At 59.2% G+C, this 18199-nt stretch carries 18 protein-coding genes and 1 tRNA gene; 15 read left to right on the forward strand and 4 right to left on the reverse strand.

Annotated elements, in window-relative coordinates:
* Positions 1 to 126: 126 nt before the first annotated feature.
* From ACJJU9_RS23675 to ACJJU9_RS23710, 8 genes are all read left to right on the forward strand, one after another.
* Positions 127 to 2340, forward strand: coding sequence for an AsmA family protein (locus ACJJU9_RS23675; RefSeq protein WP_407729660.1), 2214 nt, complete (start codon positions 127 to 129; stop codon positions 2338 to 2340).
* Positions 2337 to 3404, forward strand: coding sequence for an A/G-specific adenine glycosylase (mutY, locus tag ACJJU9_RS23680; RefSeq protein ID WP_048366798.1), 1068 nt, complete (start codon positions 2337 to 2339; stop codon positions 3402 to 3404). The genes ACJJU9_RS23675 and mutY overlap by 4 nt, the downstream gene beginning before the upstream one ends.
* Positions 3401 to 3673, forward strand: a complete 273-nt coding sequence (locus ACJJU9_RS23685) for an oxidative damage protection protein (protein WP_048366799.1) — start codon at positions 3401 to 3403, stop codon at positions 3671 to 3673. Before mutY ends, ACJJU9_RS23685 begins: the two co-directional genes overlap by 4 nt.
* Positions 3674 to 3777: 104 nt before the next feature.
* Positions 3778 to 3853: transfer RNA gene (locus ACJJU9_RS23690), tRNA-Phe, on the forward strand.
* 167 nt (positions 3854 to 4020) lie between these two features.
* Complete coding sequence (locus ACJJU9_RS23695; protein ID WP_048366808.1) at positions 4021 to 4491, forward strand: hypothetical protein; 471 nt, start codon at positions 4021 to 4023, stop codon at positions 4489 to 4491.
* Between the two features lie 59 nt (positions 4492 to 4550).
* Complete coding sequence (locus ACJJU9_RS23700) at positions 4551 to 5420, forward strand: alpha/beta fold hydrolase (RefSeq protein ID WP_407729661.1); 870 nt, start codon at positions 4551 to 4553, stop codon at positions 5418 to 5420.
* A gap of 97 nt (positions 5421 to 5517) precedes the next feature.
* A complete protein-coding gene (locus ACJJU9_RS23705) occupies positions 5518 to 6663 on the forward strand; it encodes an IS481 family transposase (RefSeq protein WP_407728679.1) in 1146 nt (381 codons plus the stop codon).
* Positions 6664 to 7128: 465 nt separating this feature from the next.
* Positions 7129 to 7380, forward strand: a complete 252-nt coding sequence (locus ACJJU9_RS23710) for a DUF3077 domain-containing protein (protein WP_407729662.1) — start codon at positions 7129 to 7131, stop codon at positions 7378 to 7380.
* Positions 7381 to 7626: 246 nt separating this feature from the next.
* Here ACJJU9_RS23710 and ACJJU9_RS23715 read toward each other — a convergent pair whose 3' ends face one another.
* Entirely contained in the window at positions 7627 to 7872 is a 246-nt protein-coding gene (locus ACJJU9_RS23715) for a DUF1272 domain-containing protein (RefSeq protein WP_082148605.1), read from the reverse strand.
* A 170-nt stretch (positions 7873 to 8042) separates the two neighbouring features.
* Here ACJJU9_RS23715 and ACJJU9_RS23720 point away from each other — a divergent pair, with 170 nt between their 5' ends.
* Both ACJJU9_RS23720 and ACJJU9_RS23725 read left to right on the forward strand, forming a co-directional pair.
* The gene (locus tag ACJJU9_RS23720) at positions 8043 to 8648 is read left to right on the forward strand and encodes a biliverdin-producing heme oxygenase (RefSeq protein WP_407729663.1); all 606 of its coding nucleotides are present in this window, start codon (positions 8043 to 8045) and stop codon (positions 8646 to 8648) included.
* The gene (locus ACJJU9_RS23725) at positions 8645 to 10882 is read left to right on the forward strand and encodes an ATP-binding protein (protein ID WP_407729664.1); all 2238 of its coding nucleotides are present in this window, start codon (positions 8645 to 8647) and stop codon (positions 10880 to 10882) included. Before ACJJU9_RS23720 ends, ACJJU9_RS23725 begins: the two co-directional genes overlap by 4 nt.
* Positions 10883 to 10972: 90 nt before the next feature.
* On the opposite strand, the gene gabP is transcribed toward ACJJU9_RS23725, so the two are convergent.
* Positions 10973 to 12364 (reverse strand): GABA permease, encoded by a 1392-nt coding sequence (gabP, locus tag ACJJU9_RS23730; protein ID WP_048366814.1) that lies wholly within the window; start codon positions 12362 to 12364, stop codon positions 10973 to 10975.
* A 551-nt stretch (positions 12365 to 12915) separates the two neighbouring features.
* On the opposite strand from gabP, the gene ACJJU9_RS23735 reads away from it, so the two are divergent.
* From ACJJU9_RS23735 to ACJJU9_RS23755, 5 genes are read left to right on the forward strand one after another with little or no spacing between them, the layout of a single operon-like run.
* Positions 12916 to 13689, forward strand: coding sequence for an ABC transporter ATP-binding protein (locus tag ACJJU9_RS23735; RefSeq protein ID WP_048366815.1), 774 nt, complete (start codon positions 12916 to 12918; stop codon positions 13687 to 13689).
* Positions 13690 to 13702: 13 nt separating this feature from the next.
* Positions 13703 to 14452, forward strand: coding sequence for an ABC transporter substrate-binding protein (locus ACJJU9_RS23740; RefSeq protein ID WP_407729665.1), 750 nt, complete (start codon positions 13703 to 13705; stop codon positions 14450 to 14452).
* Between the two features lie 57 nt (positions 14453 to 14509).
* Entirely contained in the window at positions 14510 to 15202 is a 693-nt protein-coding gene (locus ACJJU9_RS23745) for an ABC transporter permease (RefSeq protein ID WP_048366817.1), read from the forward strand.
* The gene (locus ACJJU9_RS23750; RefSeq protein ID WP_407729666.1) at positions 15202 to 15894 is read left to right on the forward strand and encodes an ABC transporter permease; all 693 of its coding nucleotides are present in this window, start codon (positions 15202 to 15204) and stop codon (positions 15892 to 15894) included. The genes ACJJU9_RS23745 and ACJJU9_RS23750 overlap by 1 nt, the downstream gene beginning before the upstream one ends.
* Positions 15875 to 17095 carry a methyltransferase gene (locus ACJJU9_RS23755; RefSeq protein ID WP_407729667.1) on the forward strand — a complete coding sequence of 407 codons (1221 nt, stop codon included), beginning with the start codon at positions 15875 to 15877 and terminating at the stop codon, positions 17093 to 17095. The genes ACJJU9_RS23750 and ACJJU9_RS23755 overlap by 20 nt, the downstream gene beginning before the upstream one ends.
* A gap of 79 nt (positions 17096 to 17174) precedes the next feature.
* On the opposite strand, the gene uraH is transcribed toward ACJJU9_RS23755, so the two are convergent.
* Positions 17175 to 17585 carry a hydroxyisourate hydrolase gene (gene uraH / locus ACJJU9_RS23760; RefSeq protein ID WP_407729668.1) on the reverse strand — a complete coding sequence of 137 codons (411 nt, stop codon included), beginning with the start codon at positions 17583 to 17585 and terminating at the stop codon, positions 17175 to 17177.
* A 15-nt stretch (positions 17586 to 17600) separates the two neighbouring features.
* Positions 17601 to 18083 carry a GlcG/HbpS family heme-binding protein gene (locus tag ACJJU9_RS23765; protein WP_407729669.1) on the reverse strand — a complete coding sequence of 161 codons (483 nt, stop codon included), beginning with the start codon at positions 18081 to 18083 and terminating at the stop codon, positions 17601 to 17603.
* Between the last annotated feature and the right edge of the window lie 116 nt (positions 18084 to 18199).

The raw sequence follows: 18199 nt of genomic DNA on the forward strand, positions 1-18199 counted from the left end.
GCTGATGCGGTCTTTAATGCGCAAACTGTTCTGACACTATCCGCGCCCCAGTCCGTCATCGCGTGGCGCTATACTCAGCGGCTAAATTTGAAACTCACCTAACAACAGACTTACAAGGACTCGCCCATGAAAGCGTTCGGCAAAATCCTGGGTCTGGTGCTTCTCGGGTTGTTGCTGATCATCGTGGCGCTGGGCTTTGCCCTCAGCCACCTGTTCGATCCCAACGATTACAAAGACGAGATCCGCCAGATAGCCCGTGACAAAGCCCACATTGAGCTAACCCTCAATGGCGACATCGGTTGGAGCCTCTTCCCGTGGCTTGGCCTGGAACTGCACGACGCCAGCGTGGCGACCCTGACAGCCCCCGACCAGCCTTTTGCCGACCTGCAAATGCTCGGCCTGTCAGTGCGCGTGCTGCCGCTGCTGCGCAAAGAAGTGCAAATGAGCGACGTTCGGGTCGAAGGCCTGAACCTGCACCTGACCCGCGACAAAGACGGTCGCGGCAACTGGGAAGACATTGGCAAGCCTGCACCCGCTGCGCCCGGCACTGAAACAGCCGCCACCGACAGCACCAAGCCTGCTGCCGCAGACACCGCCAGCCAGCCGATCAAGCTCGACATCGACAGCCTGACCGTGAACAACGCCCGCGTTGAATACAGCGACGAGCTGACCGGCAAGCAGTTCAGCGCCGAGAGCATCCAGCTGAGCACCGGGCCGGTTCACGAGGCCACCAGCATCCCGGTCAAGTTGACCGCCTTTTTGGGCACCAACCAGCCAGTGATGCGGGTCAAGACTGAACTCGACGGCAAGCTGCGCTTTGACCGCGTGCTCAAGCGCTATCAGCTTGAAGACATGAAGATCGTGGGCGAAGCCTCGGGCGAGCCGCTGCAAGGCAAAACCATGAACTTCTCCGCTTCAGGCCAGCTTTTGGTTGATATGGCAGCGAACGTCGCCGAATGGAGCAGCTTGAAGATTTCTGCCAACCAGCTGCGCGCCCTCGGTGAACTCAAGGCCAACAGCCTCGACAAAACCCCGCAAATCAGCGGCGGCCTGTCGATTGCCCAGCTCGACCTGGCCAAGTTCCTCGACAGCATCGGCCAAACCCTGCCTGCCATGGCGCCGGGCAGCCTGAGCAAGTTCGAACTGGTCACCCAGCTCTCCGCTACGCCGACTAGCGTGAGCTTTGATGACCTCAAGCTGAACCTCGATGACAGCACCTTCAATGGCCGCATTGCCGTCGAAGACTTCGCCAAGCAAGCCCTGCGTATTCAGCTCAAAGCCGACACGTTCGACGCTGATCGCTACCTGCCGCCTAAATCAGCCGAAGCCAATGGCGCCAAGGCTGCGCGTCAGGCCGAAGTGCAAGGCAGCGAAGCCAGCGCGCTGACCGCCTCGGGTGACAGCCCGCTGCCGGATGCACCGACCAAGAGCGGCTGGAGCACCACCAAAATCATCCCCGTCGAGCGCCTGAAAACCCTGGACCTGAACGCCGACATCAGCTTTGGCCAACTGACCCTGAGCAAATTGCCCATTCAGAATGCGGCGCTCAAAGCCAACAGCAAAGACGGTGTGCTGACCCTCGAAAACCTCAGCGGCAGCCTCTACAAAGGCACGTTTGCCGCCAACGGCAGCCTGAATGTGCAGCCGGTGCTGCCGGTGGTCAAACTGCAAACCCGCATCACCAATGTGCCGGTTGAGAAGATCCTCCAGAGCCAGGGGCAAACATCACCCGTCACCGGTTTGTTGACCCTCAACAGCAACGTGACCGGCAGCGGCAACAGCCAGAGCGCGCTGATCCAGAGCCTCAACGGCACCGCCAGCTTCGCCCTCAACAACGGTGTGCTGCTCAATGCCAACATTGAACAGCAACTGTGCAAAGCCATCTCCACGCTCAACCGCAAAACCCTGAGCGGCGCCCCGCCGGGCAAAGACACGCCCTTCAACGAACTCAAGGGCAGCCTGGTATTCCGTAACGGCGTAGCCAGCAACCAGGACCTGGTGGTGCGCATTCCCGGCCTGAGCGTCAAAGGCGATGGCGACATCGACCTGCGCGTATTGGGCATGGACTACCGCATTGGCATCATCATCGAAGGCGACACCCGCCCCATGCCCGACCCGGCGTGCCAGGTGGGCAAAAACTTCGTCGGCATCGAGCTGCCTTTGCGCTGCCGTGGCCCGCTGGAACTGGGCGCCAAGGCCTGCCGCCTGGACAAAGAAGGCCTAGGCAAAGTCGCCGTTAAAGCCGCCGGCAACAAACTGAGCGAGAAACTTGAAGAAAAACTCGGAGACAAAGTCAGCCCCGAACTCAAAGACGCGCTCAAAGGGCTGTTCAAACGATGAGGGATGAGCAGTTCGCAAGTGCCGTGCTCGATTGGTATGACCGCCACGGCCGCCACGACTTGCCCTGGCAACAGGGCATCACCCCTTACCGGGTGTGGGTCTCGGAAATCATGTTGCAGCAGACTCAAGTCAGCACCGTGCTCAACTACTTCGACCGCTTTATGGCCTCACTGCCAACGGTCGAAGCCTTGGCCGCAGCCCCCGAAGACGAAGTGCTGCACCTGTGGACCGGCCTGGGCTACTACACCCGCGCCCGCAATTTGCAAAAGACCGCAAAGATCGTCGTCGAGCAATACGGCGGCGAATTCCCGCGTGACGTTGAAAAACTGGTCGAACTGCCCGGCATTGGCCTGTCTACCGCCGGGGCGATTGCCAGCCTGAGCATGGGCCTGCGCGCGCCGATCCTCGACGGCAACGTCAAACGGGTGCTGGCCCGCTTTACCGCGCAAGAAGGCTACCCGGGCGAGCCCAAGGTCGCCAAACAGCTGTGGGCCACCGCCGAGCGCTTCACGCCCTATGACCGGGTCAACGCCTACACCCAGGCGATGATGGACATGGGCGCCACGCTGTGTACCCGCAGCAAGCCCAGCTGCCTGCTGTGCCCGCTGGAAACGCACTGCGAAGCGCACATGCTCGGCCTCGAAACGCGCTACCCGATCCCCAAGCCGCGCAAAACCATCCCGCAAAAGCGCACGCTGATGCCGATGCTGGCCAACGCCGACGGCGAGATTCTGCTTTACCGCCGCCCGTCGACCGGTTTGTGGGGCGGCCTGTGGAGCCTGCCCGAGCTGGACGACTTCAATGACATCGAGTCGCTGGCCCAGCAACACGCGCTGGCCCTGGGCGAACATCACGAACTGCCCGGCCTGACCCACACCTTCAGCCACTTCCAACTGGCCATTGAGCCCTGGTTGATCCAGGTTCAGGAAGCTGGCCATCACGTGGCCGAGGCTGACTGGCTCTGGTATAACCTCGCCACCCCGCCGCGCCTGGGCCTTGCTGCCCCGGTGAAGAAGCTGCTCAAACGCGCAGCCGACCTAATCCACGCAGGAGAGACCTCATGACCCGCACCCTCATGTGCCGCAAATACAAAGAAGAACTGCCCGCCCTCGAGCGCGCCCCATTCCCGGGCGCCAAAGGTCAGGACATTTTCGACCACGTCTCGGCCAAAGCCTGGGCTGACTGGCAAAAACACCAAACCTTGCTGATCAACGAGAAGCGTTTGAACATGATGAACGCCGAAGATCGAAAATATTTGCAGGGCGAGATGGATAAGTTCTTCAGCGGTGAAGAATATGCCAAAGCAGAAGGCTACGTTCCGCCGAGCGAGTAAACCCCGGTTTTAAAGGGTTTGGTCCGTAAGCGACGGTAATAATTAAAATTTTTTGAAAAAAGTGTTTGACGGATCCTCGGAAAAAGCTTCTAATGCGCCCCGTTGCCCAGATAGCTCAGTCGGTAGAGCAGGGGATTGAAAATCCCCGTGTCGGCGGTTCGATTCCGTCTCTGGGCACCACATTCAGCTTTGATGTGGTGTTCACGCCACGCCAAAGCACACAAAAAACCCGCCTAGTGCGGGTTTTTTGTTGCGCGCGATTTTTATCCGTAAGCGCCACCTCTCTTGGCGATTGCAAAGAGATGAGGTTCAATCCTCTCTTCAGCCTGCAAGGACACACCCTTTTAATGTCATCGCCTAAAAAACAGCAAAAGAATGCGCAGCGGGCCAAATCCAAGGCCAAGCAGAACCGCATCGGCAAGCCGGCCAAAACGTCGGCCAGCAGCTTGATGGATCATCCGTTCGATGACGTCAAAATCGATCTGAGCACGTTTAACTTCCAGGACATCCTCGACAACGGTTTTGACCCGGCCGATTACGATGATCTGTTCCAGGTCATGAAGGCCGCCGAGGCCATTAACCTGCAAGCGATGTGCACGGTGTTCCTGCAGTACCCGGTGCTGGAGCTGGTGATTTCCGAAGAGGAAGAAGACAGCGCCACGGACTTCCTGATGGGCTTGTTGATCGAGTACCGCATTGCCATTCACGGCGATGACGAAGACAGCGCCGTGGCCTGGATCGAAACACCGGCCTTCCAGAAAGCCTATGTCGAGGCCTCGCGCTTGCTGCAAGAGCGCAACACCCGGAGCGCGCACTGACCGCAGCGCTGACCCCACCTGTCAGCCGGGCGTTTACCGAGCCCGCCGCTGACGGTTATGTGCTGGGCGGTGTTGAGTGGCGCCATGGCGCTGGCGACCCGACGCGGGCAGTGGTGATCCTCAACGCCGCGACGTCGGTGCGCTGCACGTATTACTCGCGCTTTGCTGAGTACCTGTTTAGCCATGGGCTGGACGTGATGCTGTTTGATTACCGGGGCATCGGGGTTTCTCGTGCCGGATCGCTGCGCGGGTTTCAAGCCTCATGGTCGGATTGGGGCGCGCTCGACTTTGAAGCCTTGCTCCAGCGCGCACAGCGCGACTACCCCGGCCAACCTGTCGATGTGGTCGGTCACAGCTTTGGCGGCTGTGCAGCGGGCCTGGGGGCGTCCGGGGCGGTGATCCGCAATCTGGTGACGGTGGGCGCGCAGTTTGCCCACTGGCGCGACTATGCGGCTGAACAGCGCTGGTCCATGCTCGCCAAATGGCATGGGGTGATGCCGCTGCTGACGCGGGTGTGCGGCTACTTCCCGGGCAAACGCCTGGGCTGGCTCGAAGACACCCCGGCAGGCGTGGTTGGCGACTGGTGCGGCCTGGGCACGCGCTACGAGCAGCTGCCCAGCGCACGCAAACGGGCTACCCTGCCCTTTTCATCGGTGACGGCCAACACCCTCGCCATCAGCCTTAGCGACGACCCCTTTGGCACAGTGGCAGCCACTGAGCGCTTGCTGAGCCATTTCAGCGCCAGCCCGCGTACGCACTTGCGCATAGACCCACAAGAAATCGGCGAAGCGGCCATTGGGCATTTCGCGTTTTTTCATAGCCGTTTTCAGTCCACGTTGTGGCCGATTGCGTTGCAATGGTTGCGACAAGGGGAATTGGCGGCGGGGATGCCGGGGCGGGTGTGTTCCTTTAAAGCGCCCTCACCCTAGCCCTCTCCCTGTATGGACCGGGGACATAGCGAACACAATGTTCGGAGACATCGCGAACACTTTTAATAGGACACATTGACCCCTTAGGAGGTGTGATGTGTCCTGGAAAGAGGTGTCCGCAGTGGATCTTCGTCTCGAATTCGTCGCCTTGGCTTTGGCTGAGGGCGCTAACATCAAAGCATTGTGCGAGCACTTCAATATCGGCCGCACCACTGCTTATAAATGGCTCAAGCGTTTCCAATGTGAGGGTAAAGACGGGCTGATAAATCGGTCCCGTCGACCCCACAGTTCGCCTAATCGAACTGCTCACGAGTCTGAGAAGCAGATACTGGCGCTTAATATCGAGCACACCGGCTGGGGGGCGCGCAAGATCAAGGGATGCCTTGAGCGGCGCGGCAACAACATGCCTGCAGCCAGTACGGTTCATGCCATTCTCAAGCGTAATGAGCGCATCGACCCTCATGCAGGTCTAGTCAAACCATTCATCAGATTTGAACACGAGCAGCCCAATGATCTGTGGCAAATGGACTTTAAAGGCCATGTGCCCATGCGTACGGGTCGCTGCCATCCATTGACACTTCTGGATGACCACTCGCGTTTCTTTTTAACTATCGCCGCCTGTGGCAACGAGCAGCGCAGTACCGTACAGGCCCATTTGATCAATGCGTTTCGCCATTACGGGCTACCTGAGCGCATGACGATGGACAACGGGGCGCCGTGGGGCGACGAGCCTGATGCGTATACAGGGCTGGAAATCTGGATCATGCGTCAGGGCGTAAGGGTGAGCCACTCACGCCCCTACCACCCTCAAACGCAGGGCAAGCTGGAAAGACAGCATCGCAGCATGATCAGGGAGGTTTTTAAGGGCTTGTGTCTGATTGACCTGCCCAGCGCGCAGTTCACGCTGGATGAATGGCGCAAGATCTACAACTACGAGCGCCCGCACGGTGGCATAGGCATGCAGGTACCAGCGTCTCGCTATACGCCCAGCGCACGGGAGTATCAGGAGGTGCTACCTGCCATCGAGTACGGTGCTGAGCTTCATGTGCGAAAGGTGCAGGCTAAAGGTGAGATCTACTGGCAGGGTCAGCCCTGGAGGCTCGGTAAAGGCTTTAAAGGCGAGCGTGTAGGTGTACAAGAGGGTATTGAAGATGGGCAATACGATGTCTTCTGGGGAAGCCATCGTATTGCGCAAATTGACAGAGTGACCGGGGTTGTAATATCAGGGAAAAAGCTTCGTTAACTGTTCGCTATGTCTCCGAACAAAGTGTTCGCTATGTCCCCGGTCCATACACTCCCGGAGGGAGAGGGGACTGATTGGGGGGATGCTGAAGGACGTTGGCAATCTGAAGCTCTTGCACTGAACCTGAGAACACCCCGATAAAGCTCCCTCGGCCCTCCGGGAGAGGGTTGGGGTGAGGGGCTTTTGGGCCTATTGCCAATAGCGGGTGTGAACGTTAGAGTCCGCTGCGTCGCGGTCAATCCCGTGGCCGGGTGTAGGAACCCGATAAAAGTTGGCGCGTAGCGCCCAAGACTGTATCTCCGGCGTTTTTTTATGCCTGAGATAACGCTCTATGGCAGCTGTGTGCGGGCAGACTTCGGTCTGGCCGGGTGCCAACTTTCCCGGTATTCCTACCCCGCACATGGCTGCCACCCAATCCCGTAGGAAGGATCGTGTCAGCTCTTACTCAAAAAGTTGGAGAAATGCATGACCCAATCCCACACCACCGCCCTCGCTTTCCATGAAACCGGTCGCGACCATTTGCTGTTCAGCGTCACGCCCGACATCCCCGCTGCCGATGCATTGCACAGCGCCTCGGAACTGCTGTCTGCCGCCGCTCACTCACTGGACGCCGTAGCCACCGGCACTGCCCTGATCGACGCCCATCAAGCTTTCCTGCTGTGCCACGCCCTGCGCGCGGCCAAAGCGACGGTCGACTCGCTGATACACGACGCGTAAACACCCGCTGCGAGCAAACGAATTTAGAAAAGGGGGGGAATCCAACCTTCGCTGTATATGGCTTTTCTATCAGGCCTTTTCAAAGTTTGACGCACTGCGTCACGAATTGAGCAGGCCCACGCCCTACTACACGGGGTCCGGATCGAAGGACTATCTGTAGGAGCGAGCTTGTCTCGCGATCTTTTGAGCACTTTAAAGATCGCGAGACAAGCTCGCTCCTACACAGTGAATAGCCTTACTTAAACCTCACCGGGCAAAACACCCGTCGGGCTTGTACACCCGCGCTGTCGACGGCGGGTTGTTTGCTAGTTTGCTCGCGGGGCGGCGTGGGCGCGGCAACAGCTCGCCTTCACAGTTAGGGCAGATGCCGCCCAGTTTCTGTTCAACGCACGCCGCACAAAACGTGCATTCGAACGAGCAAATCCGTGCTTGAGCAGAGTCTGGCGGCAGGTCCAAATCACAACATTCGCAACTGGGGCGTAGTTCCAGCATGAGTACCTCTCTGTCGACAAAAAAAACGTTCCTGTGTGCAGTTAAGACGCTTCCTACAAAAAACCAACTGCTAACCTGCTAGCAAAATAATTGCACTTTTTACACACGGTGCATTCAAACAGACATGAGCGCCTTTTCATAAGCGCACACAGAGAGCCCCGTAACACCGCATGCCACATGACACGCTTACCCCATCACTGCCTTCGGTTTTGGCCGAGTTACGTTCTGGTACTCACACCCTGCATGTCGCCCTGGAGAAGCGCTTGCCGTTTTTCTCGGACAGCCTTGATACGGGGCTCTACACACGTTTACTGGCAGCCTATTACGGGTTTTATCAGGCGATAGAAGACGCACTCTCACACAGTGCATGGATCCCGCCGGGCTTTGATCTGCACGCCAGGCTCAAGACCCCCGCTCTGGAGCAAGACCTCCAGGCTTTGAACATCAACCCTGGCACCTTGGCACAGTGCCCTACCCTGCCGGCCATGAACAGCCAGGGCAGCGTACTCGGGGTGTTGTATGTGCTTGAAGGGGCAACCTTGGGCGGCAATGTGTTGCGTAAACGAATCGCTGAACACCTGGGCCTGGACGCCCACAACGGGTGCGCTTTTCTTTACGTGTATGGCGAAGCCACTGGCCGCCAGTGGAAGTCTTTTCTGGAATTTCTGAGCGACGTTCAACTGGACGCCCAAGGATGCGATGAAGCCGTCAACGCTGCCTGTTCCACTTTTAGCTGTTTCGAGCGCTGGCTCGAACGCCAGGAGGTGTTGTTATGACCCCATTAGATACGCAAACCTTTGAAACCCTGTTGGCCAATTGCGCCGACGAGCCGATTCGCTTTCCGGGTGCCATTCAGCCCCACGGCCTGCTGCTGACCTTGTCCGAGCCGGACCTGCACATCCAGCAGATCAGCGCCAACGTCGAAAACTTGTTCGGCCTGGCACCGGCTGCGCTGTTGGATCAGCCGCTGGCGACCCTGACCGGCCCGCAGGCGTCGGTCATCGTTGAGCAAGCGGCGCAGTTCGCCGGGCAGGTCGATGTGCCGCCCCTGGAGCTGACTCTGCAAGGCATTGCCTACGAAGGTCTGCTACACAGAGATAACGGCCTGCTGATTCTGGAGCTTGAACTTAAGCCCGATCAGGCTGCGCTGGTGGGCACCATGGCCAAGATCCGCAACCTGAGCCGCGTGCTGCAAAGCCTGCAAGCCGCCAAGACGCTGCCTGCGCTGTACGACATTTGCGTCAAGGAGATCCAGGCACTGACCGGGTATGACCGGGTGCTGATTTATCGCTTCCAGGAAGAGGGCCACGGCCAGGTGATCGCCGAGGCCTCGTCGCCGTCGATGGAGCTGTTCAAGGGCATGTTCTTTCCGGCCTCGGACATTCCGGAGCAGGCCCGCGAGCTGTACCGCACGCATTGGTTGCGCATTATCCCGAATGCTGACTACACACCGGTTGAGCTGGTGCCCCGATTGCGCCCCGACACGCAGCAACCGCTGGACCTCAGCGGGGCGACGTTGCGCAGTGTGTCGCCGATTCACTGCCAGTACATGAAGAACATGGGCGTGCTGTCGTCCATGAGCATCTCACTCATGGATGGCGACCGCTTGTGGGGCCTGATCAGTTGCGGCCACCGCACGCCGCTGCACGTGCCGCACGAGCTACGCATGGCCTGCCAGACCATCGGCCAGGTGCTGTCGCTGCAAATCAGCGCCTTGCAAACCCTGGAGATCAGCCGCCAGCGTGAAGCCAAAATGGACGCCTTGGTGCGCCTCAACAGCGCGATGGTGCAAGGCCCGGAAAACGTCTTCGACGGCCTGGCGCAAGAACACGCCTTGCTCATGGACCTGACCCAGGCCAGCGGCGTGGCCATTCTTGAAGACAACGTGCTGCACCGTTATGGCCAGTGCCCCAAGCCCGAGCAGATTCGTGAGCTGTACCAATGGTTCAAACAGAACGATGCGCCCGTGTTCTCCACCCATAACCTGTCCACGCTGTTCGCCCCGGCAGCAGACTACAAGGACATTGCCAGCGGCCTGTTGGCCATGAGCCTGCCCAAGCCCGTGGACAATGGCGTGCTGTGGTTTCGCACCGAGGTCAAAGAGAGCATTCCCTGGAGCGGCGACCCGAGAAAGCCGCTCAATCTGGAGTCGAGCGAGACCGGTTTGCGCCTGAGCCCGCGGACTTCGTTCGAGCTGTGGAAAGTCGAAATGGACGGTATTTCGACCAAATGGAGCCATGGTGACCTGTTCGCTGCCAATGACCTGAGGCGCTCGGCGCTGGAAAATGACCTGGCCCGCCAGGTGCGTCGCGAGCAACAGGCGGTGCGGGCACGGGACGAGCTGGTGGCCGTGGTGTCCCACGACTTGCGCAACCCCATGACGATCATTTCGATGCTCTGCGGGATGATGCAAAAGACCTTCAGCAGCGACGGCTCGCACGCGTCCAGGCGCATCACCACGGCCATCGACACCATGCAGCAGGCCAGCAGCCGCATGAACATCCTGCTGGAAGACTTGCTCGACACCTCCAAGATCGAGGCGGGCCGCTACACGATCTCGGCGCAGTCTCTGGACGTGACGCAGATTTTTGAAGAGGCCCTGTCGCTGCTGATGCCGCTGGCGAGCGAAAAGCAGGTAGAGCTGACCTTTCACGCCGAGCCCGACCTGCAGATCCACGCCGACCCTGAGCGCTTGTTCCAGGTGCTGTCCAACCTGATCAGCAACGCGATCAAGTTCACCCCGGCCGACGGCAAAATCGTGGTGGCGGCCATGTCCAACGGCGATGACATCGTGTTCAGCGTGCGTGACTCCGGCAAAGGCATCCCCGCCGAACAACTGCCGCATATCTTCGACCGTTACTGGACGGCCAAAGAAGGCAACGCTTCGGGCACTGGCCTTGGGCTGTACATCTCACAGGGCATCATCAAGGCCCACGGTGGCCAGTTGCTGGCCGAGAGTACGCCGGGCGAAGGCAGCGAGTTCCGCTTTACGGTGCCTAAAATCAGCTGACCGCACACGGTTGTAACGCCCACAAAAAAGGCCGCCATCGCGAACGATGGCGGCCTTTTTCTGGACTCAACGTTGAGGGCCGTCCTGGCCTCAGTTAAGTACCGATGCCCCCGCTTTCTCTGCACTGCGACGACGTGTGACCAACAGGCCCGCCGCCACCACCAAAATGCTCAACAGGCCGGTGGCCATGATTTCAGCCTGATGCTCTGGCTGGAACAGCATGATGGTCAAAATGGCCACGATAAACACGATCACCGCCCAGGTCAGGCCCGGGAACAGCCACATTTTGAACTCGATTTTCTCGCCCTTTTCGGTGCGCTTTTTGCGCATGCGCAGTTGCGATACCGCGATCACCAGGTACACCAGCAGCGCGATGGCGCCGGAGCTGGCGAGCAGGAATTCAAACACCGCAGCAGGCGCCACGTAGTTGGCAAACACGGCCACGAAGGCTGCGCCGGTGGACATCATGACGGCCCAGTAAGGCGTGCCGCTGGCGTTGGTGCGCTTGGCCGCGGCCGGTGCGTCACCGCGTTTGCTCAGGGAGAAGAGCATGCGCGAAGCGGTGTAGAGCGCCGAGTTCAGGCAACTGGTGACCGCGATCAGAACCACGATATCAACGATCAGCTTGGCATTCGGGATGCCCATGCTGACCAGCGCAGTCTGATAAGAGCCAACGCTGGCCAGGCTTGGGTCGTTCCATGGCACCAGGGCCACAACGATGAAGATCGACACCAGGTAGAACAAGCCAATCCGCCAGATCACCGAGTTGGTGGCCTTGGTGATTTGCTTGCTCGGGTCTTTGGATTCCGCCGCCGCAATCGTGACGATTTCGGTACCCATGAACGAGAACATGGTGGTCAGCATGGCGGCCAGTACAGCGCCCATGCCGTTAGGCATAAAGCCGATGGTGTCGACCAGGTGCGACACACCGCTGACGCCGCTGGTGGGCAGCAGGCCGAAGATGGCCGCAAGGCCCAAGCCAATGAAGCCCACGATCGCCAGCACTTTGACCAGCGCAAACCAGAACTCGAACTCGCCGTAGTTCTTGACGCTGAACAGATTGGTGATGGTCAGCAACAAGGTGATGACCAGGGTAAACACCCAGATCTCCACGCCCGGGAACCAGGCATGCAGGATGGTGCCGGCCGCCACCGCTTCCAGCGGGATAACCAACACCCAGAACCACCAGTACAGCCAGCCGATGGTGAAACCGGCCCAGTGCCCGATGGCACGGTCGGCGTAGGTGGAGAATGAACCGGTGTCCGGCGAAGCGACGGCCATTTCGGCCAGCATGCGCATCACCAACACCACTAACGTGCCTGCTGCGGCGTAGGCCAGCAGCACGGCAGGGCCCGCCTGGGCAATCGCGTGTCCGGAGCCGACGAACAAGCCGGCACCGATGACCCCCGCGATAGACAGCATGGTCACATGCCGTGGCTTGAGCCCTTGCTCCAGGCCGTTAGAGGTTTGTGTATTGCTCATTGGGACTACCTTTGCAGTGAAAGCCATTCCGAGCGCCGCGCTTGATTACCTTCTCGTAAAAAGTAACCAACGGGGCGTTTAGAATTATTTACGCAATAAATGAGCCAAAATGTGACAGGTGCACGGTTTGTGCGGCCTGTAAGGCATTTGCGATGTGTTTGTAACCTGTTGAGCGTAATGGCTTTTTGCCTATTTGTTACCGTAACACTCAGTTACAGGGAAACTCGCGCACCAAAAAAAAGCAAATCTACCCATCTGGCCCTAAACCGGTGCGCATCTTTGACCTTTAGTAGGTTCGTGCTTCCAACACAGGGCCAAAACTGGCAACATCGCGACCTTTTTTACGCGACACCTCTCTGGCCGAACGGCAAAATACGGGGCTTGGTTGTTGTCGGCGCGACAGTCTTCTATCGCGATGCGACAAACGACCACACTCGTGCCTTTTGGGCTGGTGGTGCGGCTGGTTGCCTTGGCGACCCTATGCTAGCTTGGCCCTCGCCAGGAAGGCCGCCCAATAGCAGGATCGCACCCGAACACAATGAGGACCGCACATGGCTTTGGCCACGCCCGCGCTTGAAATCCGCAATTTGCATAAACGCTACGGCGAGCTTGAGGTGCTTAAAGGTATCTCGCTGACCGCACGCGACGGCGACGTGATCTCGATCCTGGGTTCTTCCGGTTCCGGCAAGTCCACTCTGCTGCGCTGTATCAACCTGTTGGAAAACCCGCACGAGGGCCAGATCCTCGTAGCCGGTGAAGAGCTCAAACTCAAAAAAGCCAAATCGGGTGAACTGGTTGCCGCCGATGGCAAACAAATCAACCGCATGCGCAGCGAACTGGGTTTTGTGTTTCAAAACTTTAACCTGTGGCCACACATGACCATCCTCGACAACATCATCGAGGCGCCACGCCGCGTGCTGGGCCAGAGCAAGGCCGAGGCCATCGAAGTGGCCGAAGCGCTGCTAGCCAAGGTAGGCATCGCTGATAAACGCCATGCCTACCCGTCGGAACTGTCCGGTGGCCAGCAGCAACGTGCCGCCATCGCCCGTACGCTGGCCATGCAACCTAAAGTGATCCTGTTCGATGAGCCCACATCAGCCCTTGACCCGGAAATGGTCCAGGAAGTACTTAGTGTGATCCGCGCGCTCGCCGAAGAAGGTCGCACTATGCTCATGGTCACCCACGAAATGGGCTTTGCCCGTCAGGTGTCCAGCGAAGTCGTGTTTTTGCACCAAGGCCTGATCGAAGAGCAAGGATCGCCTGACCAGGTGTTTGATAACCCGGTCTCAGCGCGCTGCAAACAATTCATGTCCAGCAATCGCTAACGGAGCAATACGAATGCAGAACTATAAAAAACTTCTCCTGGCTGCTGCCGCCACTTTGGTGTTCAGTGCTAATGCCTTGGCTGTTGATAAGTACAAAGTCGGTATTGAGGGCGCTTACCCTCCGTTCAATAACAAGAACGCCAGTGGCGAGGTAGTCGGTTTTGACCCGGATATTGCCATGGCCCTGTGCGCGAAGATGAAAGCCGAGTGCGAGATCGTCACCTCCGATTGGGACGGCATCATCCCGGCGCTGAATGGCAAAAAGTTCGATTTCATCGTGTCGTCACTGTCGATCACTGACGAGCGCAAGCAAGCAGTCGATTTCACCGACCCGTACTACTCCAATAAACAGCAGTTCATTGCTCCAAAAAAAGTCGACTTCAAAACCGACATCGCTTCACTCAAGGGCAAAGCACTAGGCACCCAGCGTTCTACCCAGGCCGCAACCTGGCTTGAAGACAACGTGGGCGGCAAAATTTCTTTGTATGACACCCAGGAAAACGCCTACCTTGACCTGATTTCGGGCCGTGTCGATGCATTGCTGGCTGACAAATACGCCAACTACGACTGGCTCAAAAGCGAGGCAGGCCAGGCTTATGAGTTCAAGGGTGAGCCGGTCAACGAAGACGACAAGGTCGGCATTGCTCTGCGCAAAGGCGACAACGAACTGCGCGCCAAGCTGAACCTCGCCCTCAAGGAAATCGTTGAAGACGGCACCTACAAGAAGATCAACGACAAGTACTTCCCGTTCAGCATCTACTGACCTGCCTGACCGGTGCTGCCTGCGCAGCACCGGTCCCTAGCAAAGCCTGCCTAACCCATGACTATCGATTTATACGGATTCGGCCCGGCGCTTGCCGCTGGCGCACTGATGACCGTCAAACTGGCACTCACTGCGCTGTGTCTGGGCCTGGTGCTCGGCCTGCTCGGTGCATTGGCCAAAACTTCGCCGTACAAGCCGCTTAAATGGCTCGGTGGCACTTATTCAACGCTGGTTCGCGGCGTGCCGGAACTGCTCTGGGTGTTGCTGATTTACTTCGGCAGCGTCAATGCGGTACGCGGCCTCGGCGAACTGATCGGCATGCCCGACCTCACCCTCAGCGCCTTCGCTGCCGGTGTTATCGCGCTGGGCCTGTGCTTTGGCGCGTATGCGACCGAAGTGTTTCGTGGCGCCATTTTGGCCATCCCCAAAGGCCACCGCGAAGCGGGCATGGCATTGGGTCTGTCCAAGCCGCGCATTTTCACCAAGCTGGTGCTGCCACAAATGTGGCGTATCGCCCTGCCCGGTCTGGGCAACCTGTTCATGATCCTGATGAAAGACACCGCGCTGGTCTCGGTCATCGGCCTGGAAGAAATCATGCGTCAGGCGCAAAACGCCGTGACCTTCGCCAAACACCCCTTCACCTTCTACATGGTGGCTGCCGTGATGTACCTGGGCCTGACCATCTTGGCCATGGGCACCCTGCACGTGCTTGAGAAACGCGCCGCACGCGGCTTCGTGAGGAGAACGTAATGCTGGTGTGGGAACTCTTCATCAAGTGGCTGCCCAAGCTGATTCAGGGCGCGACCCTGACACTGGAGCTGACGGCACTGTCGGTCATCGCCGGTTTGATCGTGGCCATTCCGCTGGGCATCGCCCGCTCCTCCAAGCTGTGGTACGTGCGCTCGCTGCCTTACGGCTATATCTTTTTCTTTCGCGGCACACCGCTGCTGATCCAGCTGTTTCTGGTGTATTACGGGCTGGGGCAATTTGAAGCGGTGCGTGAAAGCGTGTTGTGGCCATACCTGCGCGACCCGTTCTGGTGTGCGGTACTCACCATGACCCTGCACACGGCCGCCTACATCGCCGAGATCCTGCGCGGTGCGATCCAGGCCATCCCGCCGGGTGAAATCGAAGCGGCCCGTGCCCTGGGCATGTCACGCGGTAAAACCTTGCTGCACATCGTGCTGCCGCGTGCTGCACGCATCGGCCTGCCGGCGTACAGCAACGAGGTGATCCTGATGCTCAAGGCCAGCTCGCTGGCGAGTACCGTGACCTTGCTGGAACTGACCGGCATGACCCGCACCATCATCGCCCGCAACTACCAGACGGTGGACATGTTCCTGATCGCCGGGGTGATCTACCTGGTCATGTCGTTTGTGCTGATCCAGGGGTTCAAACTGCTGGAGCGCTGGTTGCGCGTCGATGCCTGCCAAGGCCGTTAACCTTGAGGGCGAGCAACTGCTCGCCCGCTTTGAGGCACTGGACGCGTTTTTACGTGAGCACCAGTCGCTGTGGCGCCCACGGCCATTCACGCAGCTGAATATGCCGTGGGAAGCCCACCATCCTGAACTGTCCCAATGGTTGCGCCAGCGCTCGTTGCACGACGCTGAAGCCAGCCATAACCAGCCACATCAGCTAGGCGCCCCCGCCCCGTTCGCGACACTGGCAGCCACCGCCCTTGCACTGAGCCGCCTTGAGCGTTTACCCGTTCAGGCCCTGGCGCCAGCCGCGCCGCGCTTGCAGGTGGATGTACCGGGGCGCAAATGGCAGCAAATCGAAGCCTTCGCACAAAGCCTGACGTTTAAGCGGCCCCCCACGCACTGGCTGGACTGGTGCTCTGGCAAAGGCCATTTGGGCCGCCGCTTATTAAGCGCCGAACAGCAACTGACGTGCCTGGAATACGACCCGGCGCTGGTCGAAGCCGGTTTGGCGCTCAGCCAGCGGCATCGGCTCAATGCCCGGCATGTGCAACAGGACGTGATGGCGGCGCTGGAGTTGCAACCCGGCATGACCCCCGTGGCCCTGCATGCCTGCGGCGATTTGCACGTGCGCCTGCTGCAACTGGCCAGCGCGGCAAGCTGTGCACAACTTGCCCTATCGCCGTGCTGTTACAACCGCATCAGCGCGCCGCACTACGCGGCGTTATCCACAGCCGCCAAGGCCTCGGCTTTGCAATTATCGCTGGAAGACCTGAGCTTGCCGATGAGCGAAACCGTGACCGCCGGCAGCCGCGTGCGGCGCCAGCGCGATGAGTCGATGGCACGGCGTTTGGGGTTTGATGGGCTGCAACGCCAATTGCGTCAGTGCGATGAATACTTATCCACACCCTCGCTACCCAGCGCCTGGTTGAACAAGCCGTTTGCCCAATACTGCGAAGACTTGGCGGCGTTGAAGAACTTATCCACAACCGGGACAGAAGACTGGGCAGCGCTTGAAGCGGCGGGCTGGGAGCGGTTGGCGCACGTGCGCAATCTGGAGTTGGTACGCGGCCTGTTCCGCCGCCCGCTGGAACTGTGGCTGGTGCTGGACCGGGCGTTGTACCTGCAAGAGCACGGTTATGACGTGCACGTAGGCGAGTTTTGCGACAGCAGCCTGACGCCGCGCAATGTGATGGTGATTGCGCAACGCACACAGCCTCTGTAGGAGCGAGCTTGCCTCGCGATCTTTAAAAAGATCAAAAGATCGCGAGACAAGCTCGCTCCTACAGGGTTAGTCAGTGAACCTACGACCCGCGATACGTCGAGAAGCCGTAAGGGCTGAGCAGCAGCGGGATGTGGTAATGCTGGTCGGCGTTTTTCACTTCGAAGATCACCGGGATCTCCGGGAAGAAGGTGTCACGCCCGGCCTTTTTGAAGTATTCGCCGGTTTTGAACACCACGCGGTATTCGCCCGCTTTAAGCGTCTGCTGGGCCGGGAACAGTTCGCCAATGCGACCTTGTTCGTTAGTCACACCCTGGCTCAGCATCTGCCAGTTCTGACCCACGTGCTGCTCCAGGGTGACGTTAACGCCCGGGGACGGTAAGCCGTTCTCCAGGTTCAGCACGTGCACGCTCAGCGGGTTACCCGCCGCCCATGCGACGCTCGAAACAGCGCTCAGGCCCAAGGCCGCCAAGGTGATTTTCAACCGTTTCATGTGTGATCCTCCGGGTTAATTGCGTTGTGTGGTCAAGCCGATCTGTTGGGCAGCGCTCACCGCGCAGGCTTCGTCCTGCTCGGCGCCGCCCGCTCCGGCCACGCCCATGGCGCCGACCAGTTCAGTGCCGGCAAACAGCGGCACGCCACCGCCTAACAGCAGCAGTTCAGGGATGGAGTTGAGGTTGGCGGCCTCCGGGTTTTTGCGTGCACGTTCAGCAAACAGCCGGGTTGGCGTTTTGGTCGACAGCGCGGTGTAGGCTTTGCGCTGGCTGGCCAGCAGGTTATGCGGCCCTACGTTCTCCGGGCGTAGCGCCAGCAGCACGTTGCCACCGCGGTCCAGCACGTTCAGCGCCCCGTTGCAGTGTTTGAGCACAGCAGCGGCCAGTTGCTGGGCCGTGGCCAGATCGAGGTCGGCATGGCGCGGCAAATCCGGCGCGGCCTGGGCGGCGCCAGCGGTGCTTAAGGCAGCCCACAACAGCACATTTTTCAGCTTCATCGGCAAGCTCCTGTTCGAATGGCGCCACCTTAACCAACGCCCCCCGTCAGAACCCCGTCAGTTGGATTACAAGTTTGTAATAGGCAATACCGGCGAACACGCCTAGCCTGTTCAGA

It is taken from the genome of Pseudomonas helleri, from assembly GCF_045830615.1.
Taxonomy (GTDB): domain Bacteria; phylum Pseudomonadota; class Gammaproteobacteria; order Pseudomonadales; family Pseudomonadaceae; genus Aquipseudomonas; species Aquipseudomonas helleri.

Coding starts and splice junctions, on each gene's coding strand:
- ACJJU9_RS23675 (WP_407729660.1), top strand. CDS start 127: ATGAAAGCGTTCGGCAAAATCCTGGGTCTGGTGCTTCTCGGGTTGTTG.
- mutY (WP_048366798.1), top strand. CDS start 2,337: ATGAGGGATGAGCAGTTCGCAAGTGCCGTGCTCGATTGGTATGACCGC.
- ACJJU9_RS23685 (WP_048366799.1), top strand. CDS start 3,401: ATGACCCGCACCCTCATGTGCCGCAAATACAAAGAAGAACTGCCCGCC.
- ACJJU9_RS23695 (WP_048366808.1), top strand. CDS start 4,021: ATGTCATCGCCTAAAAAACAGCAAAAGAATGCGCAGCGGGCCAAATCC.
- ACJJU9_RS23710 (WP_407729662.1), top strand. CDS start 7,129: ATGACCCAATCCCACACCACCGCCCTCGCTTTCCATGAAACCGGTCGC.
- ACJJU9_RS23715 (WP_082148605.1), bottom strand. CDS start 7,872: ATGCTGGAACTACGCCCCAGTTGCGAATGTTGTGATTTGGACCTGCCG.
- ACJJU9_RS23720 (WP_407729663.1), top strand. CDS start 8,043: ATGCCACATGACACGCTTACCCCATCACTGCCTTCGGTTTTGGCCGAG.
- ACJJU9_RS23725 (WP_407729664.1), top strand. CDS start 8,645: ATGACCCCATTAGATACGCAAACCTTTGAAACCCTGTTGGCCAATTGC.
- gabP (WP_048366814.1), bottom strand. CDS start 12,364: ATGAGCAATACACAAACCTCTAACGGCCTGGAGCAAGGGCTCAAGCCA.
- ACJJU9_RS23735 (WP_048366815.1), top strand. CDS start 12,916: ATGGCTTTGGCCACGCCCGCGCTTGAAATCCGCAATTTGCATAAACGC.
- ACJJU9_RS23740 (WP_407729665.1), top strand. CDS start 13,703: ATGCAGAACTATAAAAAACTTCTCCTGGCTGCTGCCGCCACTTTGGTG.
- ACJJU9_RS23745 (WP_048366817.1), top strand. CDS start 14,510: ATGACTATCGATTTATACGGATTCGGCCCGGCGCTTGCCGCTGGCGCA.
- ACJJU9_RS23750 (WP_407729666.1), top strand. CDS start 15,202: ATGCTGGTGTGGGAACTCTTCATCAAGTGGCTGCCCAAGCTGATTCAG.
- ACJJU9_RS23755 (WP_407729667.1), top strand. CDS start 15,875: ATGCCTGCCAAGGCCGTTAACCTTGAGGGCGAGCAACTGCTCGCCCGC.
- uraH (WP_407729668.1), bottom strand. CDS start 17,585: ATGAAACGGTTGAAAATCACCTTGGCGGCCTTGGGCCTGAGCGCTGTT.
- ACJJU9_RS23765 (WP_407729669.1), bottom strand. CDS start 18,083: ATGAAGCTGAAAAATGTGCTGTTGTGGGCTGCCTTAAGCACCGCTGGC.